Annotated in this window: 15 protein-coding genes; all 15 read right to left on the bottom strand. The window is 44.7% G+C overall.

What is annotated here, in order from left to right:
* Window positions 1–4: 4 nt before the first annotated feature.
* The 15 genes from wecB (AAEZ06_RS04800) to rfaH all read right to left on the bottom strand — a co-directional run bounded on the left by wecB (AAEZ06_RS04800) (window position 5) and on the right by rfaH (window position 16486).
* On the bottom strand, window positions 5–1135 hold the full coding sequence (gene wecB, locus AAEZ06_RS04800) for a non-hydrolyzing UDP-N-acetylglucosamine 2-epimerase (RefSeq protein ID WP_350613047.1): 1131 nt from the start codon (window positions 1133–1135) through the stop codon (window positions 5–7).
* A 24-nt stretch (window positions 1136–1159) separates the two neighbouring features.
* Window positions 1160–2278 carry a UDP-2-acetamido-2,6-beta-L-arabino-hexul-4-ose reductase gene (gene wbjC, locus AAEZ06_RS04795; RefSeq protein ID WP_350613045.1) on the bottom strand — a complete coding sequence of 373 codons (1119 nt, stop codon included), beginning with the start codon at window positions 2276–2278 and terminating at the stop codon, window positions 1160–1162.
* Window positions 2279–2281: 3 nt separating this feature from the next.
* The gene (locus tag AAEZ06_RS04790; protein WP_350613043.1) at window positions 2282–3316 is read right to left on the bottom strand and encodes a polysaccharide biosynthesis protein; all 1035 of its coding nucleotides are present in this window, start codon (window positions 3314–3316) and stop codon (window positions 2282–2284) included.
* A gap of 39 nt (window positions 3317–3355) precedes the next feature.
* The gene (locus AAEZ06_RS04785) at window positions 3356–4138 is read right to left on the bottom strand and encodes an AglZ/HisF2 family acetamidino modification protein (RefSeq protein ID WP_350613041.1); all 783 of its coding nucleotides are present in this window, start codon (window positions 4136–4138) and stop codon (window positions 3356–3358) included.
* Window position 4139: 1 nt separating this feature from the next.
* The gene (hisH, locus tag AAEZ06_RS04780) at window positions 4140–4754 is read right to left on the bottom strand and encodes an imidazole glycerol phosphate synthase subunit HisH (protein ID WP_350613039.1); all 615 of its coding nucleotides are present in this window, start codon (window positions 4752–4754) and stop codon (window positions 4140–4142) included.
* Window positions 4751–5899: an N-acetyl sugar amidotransferase gene (locus AAEZ06_RS04775; RefSeq protein WP_350613037.1), complete on the bottom strand. Its 1149-nt coding sequence runs from the start codon at window positions 5897–5899 to the stop codon at window positions 4751–4753. The genes hisH and AAEZ06_RS04775 overlap by 4 nt, the downstream gene beginning before the upstream one ends.
* A complete protein-coding gene (locus AAEZ06_RS04770) occupies window positions 5896–7185 on the bottom strand; it encodes a glycosyltransferase (protein ID WP_350613035.1) in 1290 nt (429 codons plus the stop codon). Before AAEZ06_RS04770 ends, AAEZ06_RS04775 begins: the two co-directional genes overlap by 4 nt.
* A gap of 124 nt (window positions 7186–7309) precedes the next feature.
* On the bottom strand, window positions 7310–8515 hold the full coding sequence (locus AAEZ06_RS04765) for a hypothetical protein (protein WP_350613033.1): 1206 nt from the start codon (window positions 8513–8515) through the stop codon (window positions 7310–7312).
* Between the two features lie 81 nt (window positions 8516–8596).
* Complete coding sequence (gene wecB / locus AAEZ06_RS04760) at window positions 8597–9670, bottom strand: non-hydrolyzing UDP-N-acetylglucosamine 2-epimerase (RefSeq protein WP_350613031.1); 1074 nt, start codon at window positions 9668–9670, stop codon at window positions 8597–8599.
* Window positions 9671–9778: 108 nt separating this feature from the next.
* On the bottom strand, window positions 9779–10861 hold the full coding sequence (locus AAEZ06_RS04755) for a DegT/DnrJ/EryC1/StrS family aminotransferase (protein ID WP_350613029.1): 1083 nt from the start codon (window positions 10859–10861) through the stop codon (window positions 9779–9781).
* Between the two features lies 1 nt (window position 10862).
* On the bottom strand, window positions 10863–11444 hold the full coding sequence (locus tag AAEZ06_RS04750; RefSeq protein WP_350613027.1) for an acyltransferase: 582 nt from the start codon (window positions 11442–11444) through the stop codon (window positions 10863–10865).
* Window positions 11445–11497: 53 nt separating this feature from the next.
* The gene (locus tag AAEZ06_RS04745) at window positions 11498–13390 is read right to left on the bottom strand and encodes an acyltransferase family protein (protein WP_350613025.1); all 1893 of its coding nucleotides are present in this window, start codon (window positions 13388–13390) and stop codon (window positions 11498–11500) included.
* Between the two features lie 59 nt (window positions 13391–13449).
* Window positions 13450–14397, bottom strand: coding sequence for a Gfo/Idh/MocA family protein (locus AAEZ06_RS04740; RefSeq protein WP_350613023.1), 948 nt, complete (start codon window positions 14395–14397; stop codon window positions 13450–13452).
* Between the two features lie 69 nt (window positions 14398–14466).
* On the bottom strand, window positions 14467–15780 hold the full coding sequence (gene wbpA / locus AAEZ06_RS04735) for a UDP-N-acetyl-D-glucosamine 6-dehydrogenase (protein WP_350613021.1): 1314 nt from the start codon (window positions 15778–15780) through the stop codon (window positions 14467–14469).
* A gap of 181 nt (window positions 15781–15961) precedes the next feature.
* Entirely contained in the window at window positions 15962–16486 is a 525-nt protein-coding gene (gene rfaH, locus AAEZ06_RS04730) for a transcription/translation regulatory transformer protein RfaH (RefSeq protein WP_350613431.1), read from the bottom strand.
* Window positions 16487–16561: the final 75 nt, after the last annotated feature.

Genomic DNA, 16561 nt, shown 5'->3' with positions numbered 1-16561 from the left:
TCACTCAGTAGCGCTTCCAGACGATGCGATTTACATAATCGGTATAGCTATGAATAATTCTGGCAATTTTCTCCGACACATTAGGCATACTGTAATCAGCGACCAAACGTAATGTACGAATATCTGCCCGCCCTTGGCTCTCAAGCACATTCAGTCCCTGAATTACTCGATTTACCTCAAGTCCGACCATCATCACCGCAGCTTCCTCCATCCCCTCTGGCCGTTCATGAGCTTCACGGATGTTGAGTGCAGGAAAATTCAAGATTGACGACTCTTCGTTGATAGTACCGCTATCGGACAGTACGACCTTTGCAGTCAACTGAAGCTTATTGTAATCCTTGAAACCCAATGGTTTCAGAAGCTGCACGTTTTTGTGGAAAATCACTCCCATTGCATCGACACGCTTTTGCGTACGCGGGTGTGTCGATACGATAACAGGAAGTTCGTAGTGAGCAGCTACAGTATTGAGAACGTCCATCAATTTCAGGAAATTCTTATCCGAGTCAATATTTTCCTCGCGGTGAGCGCTGACGACGAAAAACTTTCCTTGCTCCAGGCTAAGACGCTCAAGAACGTCCGAGGACTCGATACCCGGACGATAGTGATTGAGTACTTCGTACATCGGGCTGCCGGTTTTAATTACCATGTCTGGGGACAGCCCCTCACGTAACAAATAGTCGCGAGCAATCGTACTGTATGTAAGATTGATATCAGCGGTGTGATCAACGATACGACGATTGATTTCTTCCGGCACACGCATATCGAAACATCGATTACCTGCTTCCATATGGAACGTCGGAATCTTACGACGCTTTGCAGGGATAACCGCCATGCAGCTATTGGTGTCCCCCAACACCAGCAGCGCCTCTGGCTGTACTTCGGCCAGGACACGATCTACGGAAATAATTACGTTACCAATAGTCTCCGCACCACTCGTGCCTGCTGTATTTAGAAAATAGTCAGGCTTGCGAATGCCCAAGTCTTGGAAAAAAATCTCATTGAGTTCATAGTCATAGTTCTGCCCCGTATGAACCAATACGTGATCACAATGACGGTCGAGCGAATCAATGACTCGCGACAGGCGAATGATCTCAGGACGAGTACCCACTACCGTAACAACTTTCAATTTTTTCATAACTATCTCTGCTGGACAATACATTTAGGCTTCAGTACCTACTGGCATTGTGTAGGTATCCGGACGTTTACGATCAAAAACCTCGTTAGCCCAAAGCATGACAATCATTTCATCATCACCGACGTTAGTGACATCGTGCGTCCAGCCAGGAACCGTTTCCACAATCTCGGGTTTTCCCCCTGCGGTGAAGAGTTCATAAAACTCACCCGATATGATATGGCGAAAGCGAAAACAGGCACGGCCCCTAATCACCAGAAATTTTTCGGTTTTAGAGTGATGATAGTGTCCACCGCGAGTAATACCTGGGTGAGCAGTAAAATAAGAAAACTGCCCGGCATTTGGAGTCTTGAGCATCTCGACAAATACGCCACGAGGGTCGCCGTACTTAGGGACCTCGTAGGTAAATCGCTCGGGAGGTATGTAACTGATATAAGTAGAATAGAGAGCTCTCGTCAGACCCGTGCCAACCGTCTCGCTCACTAGGTTTGCACGACTGTCGCGAAAGGCGGTCAATTGCTTCGCCAACTCTCCAACAGTGACTGCATAGGAAGGTTCAACTACTACAAACGGGTCACCAGAAAGCTTGTTATCCATCACTGCGATAAAGTCAGCAATAACGTCATCGACATACACCAAGGTAATAGTAGCGTCAAGATTGTTGATCTGGATCGGCAGGTCACGAGCGATATTATAGCAGAAAGTAGCTACCACAGAGTTGTAATTAGGGCGAGCCCACTTTCCAAATACATTGGGTAACCGAAAGATATTCACGGGTACATTGTGCAAAGAGGCTAGGTCAGAAAGTGCCTGCTCTGCCCCACGCTTGCTCACCCCGTATGGATTATCCAACTCAGCCTGGCTGGACGATGTGTAAACTACCGGTAGTTTTTTACCGGTGGCGATAATACCGTCACAGACTGCCTGAGTAAGATGCGTATTGCCGGTTTTGAAATCTTCAGGGTTCCGAGGCCGATTCTCGCCTGCAAGGTGAAACACAAAATCGGCTTGCAAAAGCAGTTCCTCCAACGAGGAAATACTGTCCCCCCGAGAGAACCGTAAAACCTCTACGTCCTGACGCTCACGCAAGTGCGCAGAAAGGTTTTTGCCCAAAAAACCATTAGCGCCTGTGATCAGTACCTTCATCATTTACTCCTCAGGCGTCACTGGTTCGCCACGTTGGATTGCCCGCATGAATTCCAGCTTCAGGAGCAACTCTTGCATGCCGTCAATATCCAGGCGCTCTGTGTTATGAGAATTATAGTCCTCAGTGGACGTGATCTTCTCTTCACCCAACTCGACGAACTTACTGTAATTCAGATCGCGCAAATCAGGCGGTACGCGAAAGTAGGCACCACGGTCCTCCGCGCATGCCATCTCTTCACGGCTCAGAAGCGCCTCGTACAGCTTCTCCCCATGGCGGGTTCCGATAATCTGAATTGGGTGTTTCGGTAACCCCATCATTGTAGTAAGCGCACGAGCCAACGTCTCAACAGTGGCCGCCGGGGCTTTTTGGACAAACAAGTCACCGTTGTTACCATTCTCGAAGGCATAGAGAACTAGATCAACAGCGTCGGCCAAGGTCATCATGAAACGCGTCATGTTGGGGTCAGTAATCGAGAGCGCCTTCCCCGCCCGAATTTGATCGATAAAAAGCGGGATGACCGACCCCCTCGACGCCATAACATTTCCGTAACGCGTACCGCAAATAACGGTCTTGGTTTCATCGATATTCCGAGACTTGGCGACCATGACTTTTTCCATCATGGCCTTGGAAATCCCCATCGCATTAATAGGGTAAACGGCTTTGTCTGTACTCAAACAGACAACACGTTTGACCTCATTCTGAATGGCAGCTTCGAGTACATTGTCCGTACCAATGACATTTGTCTTGACGGCTTCCATCGGATGAAATTCGCAAGAAGGGACTTGCTTGAGTGCGGCGGCGTGAAAAATATAGTCAACACCACGTGTCGCATTCAGCACGCTTTGATAGTCGCGAACGTCGCCAATATAAAACTTCAACTTGACGTTATTATAGTATTTGCGCATATCGTCTTGTTTCTTTTCATCACGACTAAATATGCGAATTTCGGCGATATTCGTATCCAGAAAACGCTTTAAAACCGCGTTTCCGAAAGAGCCCGTACCGCCTGATATGAGAAGCTTCTTACCATTAAACATAAATTATCCCGAAAGCATTAGAAACAAAGCTTGGACTGCCTAGTCAATACGCAATGCTGAATAGACCAGTTCGTCTTTATGCTGGGCGCTCGGATAGCTAATAAGTACTGCTCTATACGCCCCCTTGAAGACAAAAAAGCTACCTGCCGCGACCCCAACTACACCACAGGCCTGTACCACACTATGCATGTCCTTCAGTGAGCCTGCCCCACCCAAAATCGTGATGGGCAAGCCTACGACATCACGTAGTTTACGAGCGAGTTCGATATCATAGCCCTTCATCCGGCCATCGTTTTCGATCGAATTCAACACGATCTCCCCCGCCCCCAGTGCCTCTACTTCAAGTGCGACATCCAAGACGTTTCGCTTGGTGTTTCGGGTGCCGTTATGGGTCCAGACCTCGTTAGTCTTGCTCAGTAAACGTTGCTTGTGATCAAGAACGACAACGACACTTTGGCTACCGATCTCTTCTGCAATCTGAGTAATCAGCTCGGGGGTTTCAAGCGCTGCAGAGCTAATCGCGACCTTCTCAACACCGAGCGCAATAATACGCTTCGCCTGCTCGGCTGTACGGATACCCCCGCCATAGCACAAAGGCATACGGCACTCTGCTGCTAAATTCGCGATCTGCTTGTAATTAGGCTCCGCCCCATTCGCAGTAGCATCAATATCAATGACGATAAGCTCATCAGCCTCTTTTTCATTAAATATTTTTACAGCGTTGATGGGATCACCAACGTATTTGGGATCCATAAATTTTACGGTCTTAACAAGTCCGCCATCGTGTATAAGCAAGCAGGGAATGATTCTAGGCCTCAACATATCATAACTCCGAGAAGTTCTTCAGTAGCCCTACACCAAAATGATGGCTCTTTTCCGGATGAAACTGCACACCGTAGACGTTATCGTTTTGAACCGCACAGCAAAACTTCAGACCATACTCTGAGGTAGCACCCATACTTTCGGAATCCGAACATTCGAAAAGAAACGAATGAAGGAAGTAAAATCGTGAATCCTCTTCAAATCCTTTGAATAAGGCAGAGCCTGGCGTCGGCTCTACATCGTTCCACCCCATATGAGGCAGTGGAAGATTGTTTAGTCCCGAGAACGACTTGAACGACCTAACTATACCGTCAACCCAACCCAGACCGGGGAGCACACCTTCTTCACTTGATTTGGCGAGGATCTGCATTCCGACACAAATTCCCAAGACAGGAATTTTTTCTTCCTGCACCAAAGAATCCAATGCTGGGCGCATACCCGACGCGTTCAAACGCTCCATTGCATGATCAAAAGCACCAACGCCAGGGAGGATAAGCTTGCTAGCGCCTTGTAAGTCATCAGGATGACTGGCTACCTCAATAGGAATGTGCAAGCGTTTATATACATTTATAAATGCCTGAATATTGCCCAGTCCGTAATCAATAATCTTGATCATCTGAAAAGTCTTCTCTCAATACCTAGAGCACTTAGAACTCGAGATCCAATTCCAATCAAAAACCGTTTATTCCTATAATCGTGGAACGTTTTATTTTTACCTTCAAAAATTTCTTGAAGTTGCTCTACGGTCAAATCCAGTTTATGCGCAACATACTCGAACTCAGACTTAAGAAACTGCTCGTCAAGCTCTGGTCTTGAAATCCTTTCCAACGCCTGCTCACGGCTCATTTGCCCGGTCATGACCAAGCTAGAAAAGTGCGCACGGCGCTTTTCATAACCAAACTTTCGAGGCATCCAGTAGTCTTCGTAAAAACGGGTAAACCGGGATTCATGATGCTTGTGCTGAAATTTTTTCCAACCGAACAACCGCTCCAGTGTCGCCTCAGCCTCATGCTTGATATACGGTATGTGATTCAGAGGACGGACAACTTGCATTCCAAATACATAGCGATAATAAATTTTGTATGTAAGAATATCGACAATCGGAAAACTTTTAAGAACTTTTGAACCGAACTTTTTATGGATATCACCAATTAACGTCTTGTCGATACCGGGATATGCCCCCCACTCCTCTGGTTCACGACAGCATTCAGTAGAGTAATTACCACCAGTGACAACATATTTAATTTTATGTGCTTTGGCAAACTTGTAAAGACCGGAAAAAAACGCCGTATCCTGTGGAATATCCTGATCAGGAACCTGGGCTTTCAAGAACGCAACTTGCAAGCTTTTCATTTCCTCCCAATTGATGACCTCGGTATAAAGATCGAGACCAAGGCCATCTACCAGCTTTTCGATGTTCCCGACAGCTTGGTCGGTATTCCATCCAGCATCAACGTGAAATAGCAGTGGGCGTAAACCCATTTTTTCTTTCGCAATATATGCAAGGTAAGAACTATCCAAGCCACCGCTCAAGCCAATAATGCAATCAAAGTCGCGACCCCGGCCCTCTTTCTTTATTTTTTCAGCTATTACGGCCAACTCTGACTCCCCACGAGAGTCAGTGTGCCAGTTCGGCTTAATATTGTGCTCAAAGTTCTGGCAGTAGTCACACTTGCCACCGAAATCAAACTGAATGCCAGGATCGGAAGTATCCATAATGCAGTTAGCACACATTTGATATTCACGCACAGAAACACTCATACCTTGTCAACCTTTGTTAAATTCTTAATTAGCGCGGCATATTGAAATGCTTGTGATTGTCGAGAAAGACTATAAGCAAACTCGGAGATCACATCTACTTTACGTTGGTAAAATTCGTCGCTGCAGAAAGTATTGAAAAAAGAATGCTCTGAGTCATCTACAATATTGACAGCGTTAGCTCGTTGTAAAAAAGAGCCTGCAAGTGTATCTGAAGAAATATCCGCTAAGACCGGACGGCCTGAGCCAATATACTCAAAAAGCTTTGTAGTAAGAATACCCTGCGCACTTAACGTTTTTTTCGACGATGTCTCTGCAAACAGCATATAATCGGACTCCACTATCAGCCTCAGCGAGGTTAAATACGGAACAGCGTCAAAATAAGAAAAAGCATCTCCAATAGATGGGTAGCTTTCCCTGATCGCAACTCCGATTAGATTCGAGCTGCCATAAAATTCAAAACGAAAACGACTAAATTTCAGTGGATCAGTAGTCTTTAATTTTACGAGCGCCTTGAAAATATTGTGAGGGATACGCCCAGGCGAAACGATACCCATATAACGAATCACGACAACTTCGCTATCCTTTATAACCGCAGTTGTTCTGGCCAAATTCAAAACTTCATGGTCGTAGCCATTCATAATGGTAGTCACATCAGTCGTCATTGTTTTGTAATAAGAGCTCATAGGGTCAGAAATAGTCACTATATGATCCGCCTTACTTACCAACCATCGATCAATATGTTTCTCCAGCCACTTGGCAAAAGGGCCGCCAGGCATCTCATGACACTCGCTAAACTGATCCCGATAATCCAATACACATGGAACATTATAACGCTTTTTGCAAAGCACTGCAGCCAACAACATTGGCCAAGGTGGAGCAGAGCCTACGACTACGTCGGCGCTACTCAATGCTCGTACAGCACGCTTGGACAAAAAAGGACTCGCAAAAGATAGCGCAAAGGACAAACGCGGATCCGGAATTTGGCCAAGAACCCTCAAAACAAAATCCTTGACCCGACGACGCCAGGAAGGCTTACCGGTGTACATGGGCTCAAATGTCCCATCGAGTTCGGCAGAATTCGCATCTCGCCCAAGAAAACTCAACTCGATGACATTAACTCCAACGGGTAATACCTCCGTAAAAGCACCATCTGACGACGTCTTTTTCGTAGTTATCACCGTTATGGAATGACCTTCAGTTGCTAGATACTTAGAAATAGCCTCGATACGCTTAGCCCCCGAACTATTCACAGGAGGAAAGTAATGGACGATAAAAACCATGTTCATTTATTAGAACCATTTTCTATAAGTGTGAAATCACCAACCTCTGCGAAAACTCTATCTTAACAAGCAAACATTTTCGTAAGGCGCTAGTTAAAGCGTCTAAATCTTAGAACACTTGCCCGCTTCGCTAAGATCGAACATACTTCACCCTGACCATCAAGCCATGTAGCAAAATAATAGCGAAGCCGTTGCTTATTAGCATACCAATCAGTGAAGCCGAGTATAAAGTTAGGGCAAAAACCGGCCACAATGATTTGAATGCAATATCCTTGGACATGTTAAACCAACGGAAAACCTGACCAATAAACAATGAAAACAATATAACCCCTGCCCAACCGAAATTCACATAGGCATCTGTTACAAAAACAGCATTTGCATTGGCTATATCATTCCAACCGCCAAATTGGTGCTGAAAAACATATCGTTCGATATTAATCCGCTCCATACCAAATATTGCCGAAATCAATGTGCTGGTTGCGCCCATAAGATAATCGCCAAACTGCTGAGTATGAACCAGAAGAGTATCACTTGCAGTAAAAATAGGTACGGCGATTACCCGCCATAAGAAATAGTCCCCAGAGTCGGAAGGCACATACTCAGATGAAAAGTACACCGTAATATCTAAAACCCGCCTAACCGCTGTTGATTCATCTACAGTGAGATAAACCGCAAATACGAGAAGACAAATCATACCTAAAACACAAAAAACCAAAGATTTTATTGAAAGCTTATTTGTAATCGCCAAGCATACAAGTAACGGCAACAGGACATTCAAAAACAACGATTTCTGTAGAAAACTAATACAGAAAAAAAACGCACACATAATAAACAAATGTCGAAATGGCGATTTTTTCATATACGCAAGGACGATGCTATAGGGTATTAGGACTGTAGTAAATATTGTACTCAAGTAAAGCAACGCCGTTTCCGCACCACTCCGCCCTTTGAAAAAATCGCCTCGCTCCTGGCTCAACGTATCAGCGCTGGCACCTTGCAGCGCACTGAATAATGGAATCGATGTAGCTGTCCAAAAAGTATATGTCGCGAATATTAGAAAAAACGACCACACACAAAAGTTTAATGTAAAGCTACCAACCCCAATCCTGAGTGCTCCATCGCGAAACCGACCATCAATTATTGGCATTTTGAAACCAATTATCATGAAAGTGACCGCGCAAATGGTTAATATCGAGAGCTGAAGAAAGTATTCATTCCCGGAATAATATAAATTTACGAAAAAAGGTATAAAACAATAAGATACCAATATTACTAATGAGAAGGCATAGAATCCAAACTTCGGAGAAAATAATTTTGCAGGTAAGTCACGTAACACTGTAGACACCTTCAACGGCATTTTCTAAAATACTAGAAAAGATAGGGAAGTCAATCTAATACCCTCCCAACTATTGAAACCTTAATTATAGCGCCCTGACACCAAAATATTAACCATTTTGGCAGCACTTTCTCCATCACCATATAGCGGACTATCAAAACTCAATATTGTATTCGTCTTCAGCGCCTCCTCTATCATTAAAGGATCATCCCCTACAATAGTATTAAAACCTCCGTCCACCAACTCTACCCATTCGGTTTCATCTCGAAGCGTTACGCAGCGCTTGCCGTGAAAATACGCTTCCTTTTGAACTCCACCCGAGTCTGTACATATCAAATCACAGTTAGACTCGAGCCAGACCATTTCTAGATAGCCAACTGGTTCAACTACAAAAACATTCCTTGGAAAGGTGAGTTTCATGTCCTCCATCTTCTTCTTCGTTCGAGGATGTAGAGGGAGAATCACATTACACTCGGATGCTTCCAACCCTCTAAAAATATTGGCTAGCTTCTCAGGGTTGTCTGTATTTTCCGCTCGATGGATCGTACAAAGAACAAACTGGCCCTCGGAAAACCCAAGATTTGCGAACCAAGAGGGAATCTTCGCGCGTGCACCATAGTATTTAGCAGCGTCGCACATGACATCACCGACAACTCGGACCTTAGCATCAGAAAATCCCTCGTCTTTCAGGTTTCTCAATGCAGTGGATGTTGGTGCGAAAAGAAGTGTAGATACATGATCAGTTACAATCCGATTAATTTCTTCCGGCATGCGCCTGTTAAAGGAGCGCAGACCCGCCTCGACGTGAGCAACAGGAATATGTAGTTTTGCTGCTGCCAGAGCTCCAGCCAAGGTGCTATCAGTATCACCATACACCAATACCCAGTCAGGCTTTTCCTTTGACATCAACTCTTCAAGTTTTTCCAACATCCGGCCAGTATTTTGCCCATGCGTGCCGCCGCCTATACCGAGATTGTAGTCCGGGTGAGGAATATTTAGCTCATCAAAGAAGACATCAGACATATTTGCATCATAGTGCTGCCCTGTATGGACTAAGATTTCATGTATGTTTGATGTATGCTCAGCGAATGCACGGGACACCACTGCAGCCTTGATAAATTGGGGACGCGCTCCAACAACTGTAAAAACCTTCATGATTTCGCCTTAATAAAACTTCAAATAACGCGCTATTAATGGTGTAAAAATTAGATAACGTATATTAAAAGTAATAATTTTCAGAGCCCAACTCACTCATCCGAGTTACTATTTTTCAAGTGCATGTGCAATAGTATTGATTTGGGAAATTGTTAAATATGGATGCATGGGAAGACTTAAAACTTGTTCTGACAGACGATCACCAACAGGCAAGTTCGCACTGGCATCAGCAACAGCCGGTTGCTTGTTCAGCGGTATCGGATAATGAACAGCACTAGGAATACCAAAGCTTTTTAGCTTTTCCTGATCGGCTACACGATTGTCACTTCTAATAGTGTATTGAGCGTACACGCTTGTATTATGAGCGTGAATAAACGGAATAGAAGAAATCCCGACCGCTGCCAAGGAACTCCGATAAAAACCAGCCACTTCTTGACGCAAAACGATTTCTTGTTCGAATATATCTAGCTTGGGTAAAATTATTGCAGCCTGAATCGTATCAAGGCGGCTATTAACGCCCACCCGTACATGATGATAACGACGGTCCTGCCCGTGTCTGGCAATCTGCCGCATTATCGTTGCCAACGTTTCGTCATTTGTAAAAATCGCGCCGCCATCGCCGTAGCAGCCCAACGGTTTACTTGGAAAAAAACTGGTGCAGGCAATAGTTGTAAGATTACAAGAGCGATTACCTTTATAAGTGGCGCCAAAACTCTGCGCGGCATCCTCGATAACAGGAATACCATGCCGTGCAGCAATTACGTTGATCGCATCAAAATCAGCGCATTGGCCATAAACAGATACGGGGATTATCGCTTTGGTGCGAGGTGTAATAGCTGCTTCCAGCAATGAAACGTCAAGATTATAGGTGAGTGGATCTACATCAACATATATCGGTTTTGCGCCGAGCAAGGCGATGGTTTCCGCGGTCGCGATATAAGTAAAACCGGGAGTGATGACTTCGTCGCCAGGGCCGATCCCTAGCGCCATCTGTGCAATTTGAAGGGCATCTGTGCCATTCGCACAGGTAATGCAATATTTAACTCCAACAAACTCCGAGAGGCGAGTTTCCAACTCGTTCACCTCCGGGCCTAAAATATATTGACCGTGTGCTAAAACCCGTTGAATCGCTGAATCTATTTCAACTTTAAGTTTTTCTTGTTGTATTTTCAGATCAATAAATTCAATCATATTAAGCATCCTCTTTTTTGACAGTGTTACCTGTCAATACATAGGTTACACCGCTATGAAGACACACAACATTGCCGTTTCCGGTCAACGGTAGTTCCAACTGTTCGCCAAACTCACTCATCCAACCAATTTGGCGGGCGGGCACACCGACCATAAGTGCGTACGCTGGTACATCACGGTTAACCACGGCGCCCGCCCCTACAAAAGCGAAGGCTCCGATAGTAACACCACACACCACTGTGCAGTTCGCTCCTAAAGTAGCGCCTTTCTTTACTAAGGTACTGCGATATTGATCCTTTCGCTCAATGAGCGAGCGAGGATTATATACATTGGTAAACACCATGCTAGGCCCACAAAAAACGCCGTCTTCAAGAATTACATCATCGTAGACGGAGACGTTATTTTGTATTTTACAGTGATCGCCTATTAGAGCCTTACTTCCAACAAATACATTCTGCCCAAGCGACACCCCTTCGCCAATCTGAGCACCTGCACAGACATGAACAAAGTGCCATACCCTTGACCCAGAACCAATCACAGCGCCCTCATCCACTATAGCGCTAGGGTGAGCAAAGTAGTCCATATGAATAATCTCGTGATTCTAAAGCTAGTCATCGATATTTGAAGATCTACAATCTACAGATCTTTAAACGCTGGGGAAGCAGCCTCACCATACAGTCGTGAGCCTATTTCATTAAGGTGATGGCTGTCTGAATACATGAGCACACCATTATAAAAAGGGGCGTCAGTGAAGAAAGTATAATCTGAAAAATTCAGGTACTTTACGTGAGGAAAGATGCTCACTAACTCTTCAATCTTTTTGTTTGCTTTTTTCCAGTCATCCGTCTGCTCGAGGCTTCCAGAAAAACCTAAGTTCTGAAATCTATTAACTCGCACAAAATCACTTGAAAACATGGGTATTTGCGCTATGACAAATACTTTTTTAGTGCGCAACCTATCCTCATTTAAAAAGCGGGTGAGTGCCTCAATAAACTTCGGACTTTGTGTTTGGTACTGCCACATCCCAGCAATTATTAAGACATCTGACGATTCTATATACTTTTCTGCCGACTCGATTTGAGCTTTGCACTCTACTTGAGCCCAGTCCGGTAACTTTTCAAGGTCGAAGCCAGGGATTGTCACACAGCTACTGCCGGTAATTACCCGTACGGCTAGCCCGTCAGCATTTCCAACGACATCGAAAAAGTAGTTTAACTGTGCCCCGTGGCTATCCCCCAAAAGCAGGAGAGGTTTTTTTTCACTGCGCTTACCCCTGATACAATCGCCTACTATGTGTCCGTGACAGATATTCGCGTTAGACGCGTATTGAGTAAACTCAGAGGGTAACCGCTTAACAAGCTTTCCGTTTATGGAGACTAAAGATAATGCTAACGATAGCATCACTGTAAGTAAGACTACAGTCAGTGCAGAAAAAATCTTCGGACGCGTGAACTGCTTAACTCTAAAAGGAAGCTCTACAAAACGGAAAGAAATATAAGCGAGAACAATCAAAAGAAAAAGAAAAGTTAACGAACCACTCTGATTTAGCACATAGCTCTGCGTATAGTAGCGAATAAAAGCGAGTAGCGGCCAATGCCACAAATATAAAGAGTACGATAGCCCTCCAATCCAGACCAATAGATTTGAGGACAGAAGCTTATTTAACAAGCTTGACTTGGAATATATAATAATCGCCACTGCAATACAGGGTATAAGAGCCACGCTTCCCGGCAGCCTTGTCTCACCATCGATGAGAAAAAAACATATCAATAGAACAGCCAAACCAAACCCAGCCAGATAATTCGCCACTCGCACTGACAATGTTGTTGTAAAAGTGACAAGTCCCACGCCAATAAAGAACTCCGGAATTCTCGCAAGCAATGAAAAATATACCTCTTGCTTAACACCAAGAACTCTTAATTTATATTCCGTATATACTGTCAAAGAAGCCAAAATGAGCAAAGACAAGATTCTTAAGTGGCGAAACCTCAAAACCATTAACACTAGTGGGAATATAAGATAAAACTGCATTTCAACAGCTAGCGACCACGTGTGCAGGAGAGGAAGCTCATACACACTAGGAGAAAAATAGTCACCAAACTTTGAAAAGTATTCATTACTGAAAAAAAACAATGCCGAAGTTAAGCTATTGCTAAAAAACGCGTAATCTTTTGGGACAAACAGAATAGATGCAGCTATACCGACTAGAGACAACATTACAATATAGGCAGGAACTATTCGCTTGATCCTTGCGATGAAGAACTGCAATAGACTAAAAGTGCCTCTGGATTGCACCTGTAAAATACTCTTGGTTATAATATATCCGGATATAACCAAAAAAATATCGACACCTAAAAAACCACCAGGCAAAAACTTATTGTTGAAGTGGTACAGAATAACTGCTATTACAGCAAGTGCCCTTAACCCTTCAATATCATTACGCTTCTCGACAAGAGTAGCGATATTCGTATTTTCATCAACTACACCAGGCTTAAAATATTGGTTCATACTTTTATACAAATCGCTCACAAGACTGGAAAGCCTTACCAGGGTGGCTACTGATTAAGCCAGCAGCCACTTTGCCATTTTCAATTAAGGGCATTCAGAAAGGCGTGACCTTCGCCAGCGTCAGGAGGCGTAATAGAAAGTGACCGGATAGTATTGACTGTTTCTACACAGTGACGAGCATCTTCAATGCCATAACCTTTACCATTCAAGATTTCCTGATAGCTTACGGTGTGTAAGTCAGTAAAACCTTCAGAGAACTCTATCTCATCACCATTAACTGTTATGGATCTAAAAGTAGGTTTTGTACCTTTGACCGTTGCGGGAAGGTCATTGCCGTCAATAGAAAGAAACCAGCGCACCCGCGCTTTTTCGTACTCCAGATATCCTGCGGCCTTATGCTCTGATGTGTAATGGACGACGTTTTTCTGGAGTTTTCCAAAGATGAAATGCAGCATATCAAAGAAGTGCACGCCAATATTGGTCGCCAACCCAAATGATTTACGGGGGTCACCTTTCCAACTTTCCATATACCAATTACCGCGAGAGGTAATATAGGTCAGATCGACTTCGTATTTTTCAGTAGTTTTCTCTCTAGCAACTTTATCCTTAAGATTCAATATGGCCTGGTGGTGACGCAACTGCAGAATATTGTATATTCGCTTGCCGGTCTCTTTTTCAACGAGTGCCAACTCGTCTAAAATCTCTGGAGTAGGCACCAACGGCTTTTCACATATAACGTCACAGCCCAGACGTAAAGCAGATACGATGTGAGAGTGATGCAAGTAGTTCGGTGAGCATACGGCTACATAGTCTATCGCCGTCTCAGGATTTCTTTTAATACGGTTTGCGTACTCGGAGAAACGCTCAAATTCAGTAACAAACATGCTGTCCGGGGAAATACTATCAATGATGCCGACCGAGTCATTTATGTCATAGGCCAAGACTAAGATATTTCCCGTATCCTTGATGGCACGCATGTGGCGCGGGGCAATATAGCCAGCCGCACCTATAAGAGCGAATTTTTTCATGAAGCCCTCTTTCTTTATTTTTCTTCAGTGCTAATTTTCGGCTGAAGACGAAGATACAAATTCAGTATATTAAGCCTTGATTATATGCTTTTCAGGAGCCCGGAACTTTCCACGACTATCTACGATCAAGTGAGCATTCTCGCGAATCAATTCGTAATCGAACTTATCGTGATCTGTGGCCAGAATAACAGCATCAAAAGAGGCCAGGGATGCGGCGGATAACAACTCGCTGCTCAAATCAAAATTGTGTTCCCGCATCTTCGGAAACACCGGCACGTGTGGATCACTATAGGAAACTCTTCCGCCCTTGGCTTCAATGAGTTCCATTATTTCGACTGATGGCGATTCACGCATATCGTCCACGTTTTTCTTATATGCAATCCCTAATATAAGAATTTTGCTGCCTTTCACTGATTTTCCGGCCTCATTCAGACCGTCTATCAATTTGCTTAGGACATATTCTGGCATCGCCTGATTTACTTCACCGGACAACTCGATAAAGCGAGTGTGAAGGCCATACTCTCGAGCTTTCCAAGTCAGATAAAACGGGTCGATCGGGATGCAGTGCCCCCCCAGACCAGGCCCGGGATAATATGCGGTAAAACCAAAAGGCTTGGTTGCAGCCGCATCGACCACCTCAAAGATATCAATCCCCATACGATCAGCTACGATTTTCATCTCGTTCACCAAGCCGATATTGACTGCTCTATGGATATTTTCAAGCAACTTGGTCATCTCTGCTGCTTTGGTAGAACTTACTGGTACAACCTGATCAATTGCCTGCTCGTAGAGCGAAATACCGACTTCCAAGCATGCGGCTGTATCGCCACCAATAATTTTTGGAATAGTCCGGGTTTCAAAATTTTGATTGCCTGGGTCTTCACGCTCAGGTGAGTAAACCAGGAAAATATTTTTTCCTACGACCAAACCACCTTCCTGGACACGGGGTAGAAGCTCCTCCTCCGTAGTGCCTGGATAAGTGGTACTTTCCAGAGAAATCACTTGTCCAGCACGAAAAAATGGCTTGATTGCATTAGTTGTATCAATCACGAAACTCATATCAGGTTCGCGGTATTTATTCAGCGGAGTCGGCACGCACAGAATCAACGCATCGCATTCTGCAGCGCGGCTGAACTCCACCGTTGCCTCGAATCCACTTTTGCGTGCATGCATGATTTTTTCAGCTGGAATATGTTCTATATAGCTCTCGCCAGCGTTCAACTTGGAAACTTTAGATTGGTCAATATCAATACCTAGAACACGAAAGCCGATAGAGTTGTAACGTAGCATCAGTGGAAGACCGACGTATCCTAGCCCAACGATACCGATCAACGCTTCCCTGCTTTTAAACTTCTCTATGCTGGCTTCTTTTTGCTGAGACATCTATGAAACTCCGACTAAATATGGAAAATCCTATAATTCAGACCCGATGATCCTTTCGTTCCGTTTGGACGATCCGGCCGCTAAAATCATACTTTAAACATGCTACCGCCCCAGGATTTACCGTCGGCTTCCTGAAAACGCAGAATTAATTTTCTCCACTGTCCTGATCGCTACATTAGGATCAGAAGCGAGGGCAAGCAACAATGTCGCTCAATGGGATAGTCACTTGCTGCTTACGACTGAGAAGGTCGAGCATCAATATTACTCGCTCATCACCATCCTTCGTCATAAAAATGGCATCAAACTCGGAGAATTCACCTCGGGAGATCCTGACTTGGTCGCCCGCGACCAACTCGGTAGCCAATTCACTCCGAGCCTGCAGATGCATAACCAAATCCTGACTTACTGCTACTGGTTTTCCGCCGAAACTGACTACACGATTTACACCACGAGTCGAGCGCAATGGTGCCCAGTTGGAGTCATCCGGCAAATGGATAAACAAATAGCCCGGAAACAAAGACATTTCAAAGCTCCGATTGCGCCCTCGTACCAAGCGCTCTCTAATGTATGTCGGTCGCGAGCAGTTATAACCCTGACGCTGTAGATGCTCTTGCGCACGCTCGTCCTGCCGAGGTTTGCACTGAATGAGATACCAGCAATTTTTTACAGGGCTGCCGGAAAACTCAGCGTCACTATTCCTGCTCACTTGTGTAGCCCTTCCACAAACGCCGTATCCTTGATTCATCCGTAGCACCTGATACTGCTAATCAGACAACCTTCA

The organism is Pseudomonas sp. HY7a-MNA-CIBAN-0227 (genome assembly GCF_040310325.1).
Taxonomy (GTDB): domain Bacteria; phylum Pseudomonadota; class Gammaproteobacteria; order Pseudomonadales; family Pseudomonadaceae; genus Aquipseudomonas.
The sequence above is the reverse complement of the archived record's forward strand: the minus strand, read 5'-3'. Positions and strand labels throughout refer to the sequence as shown.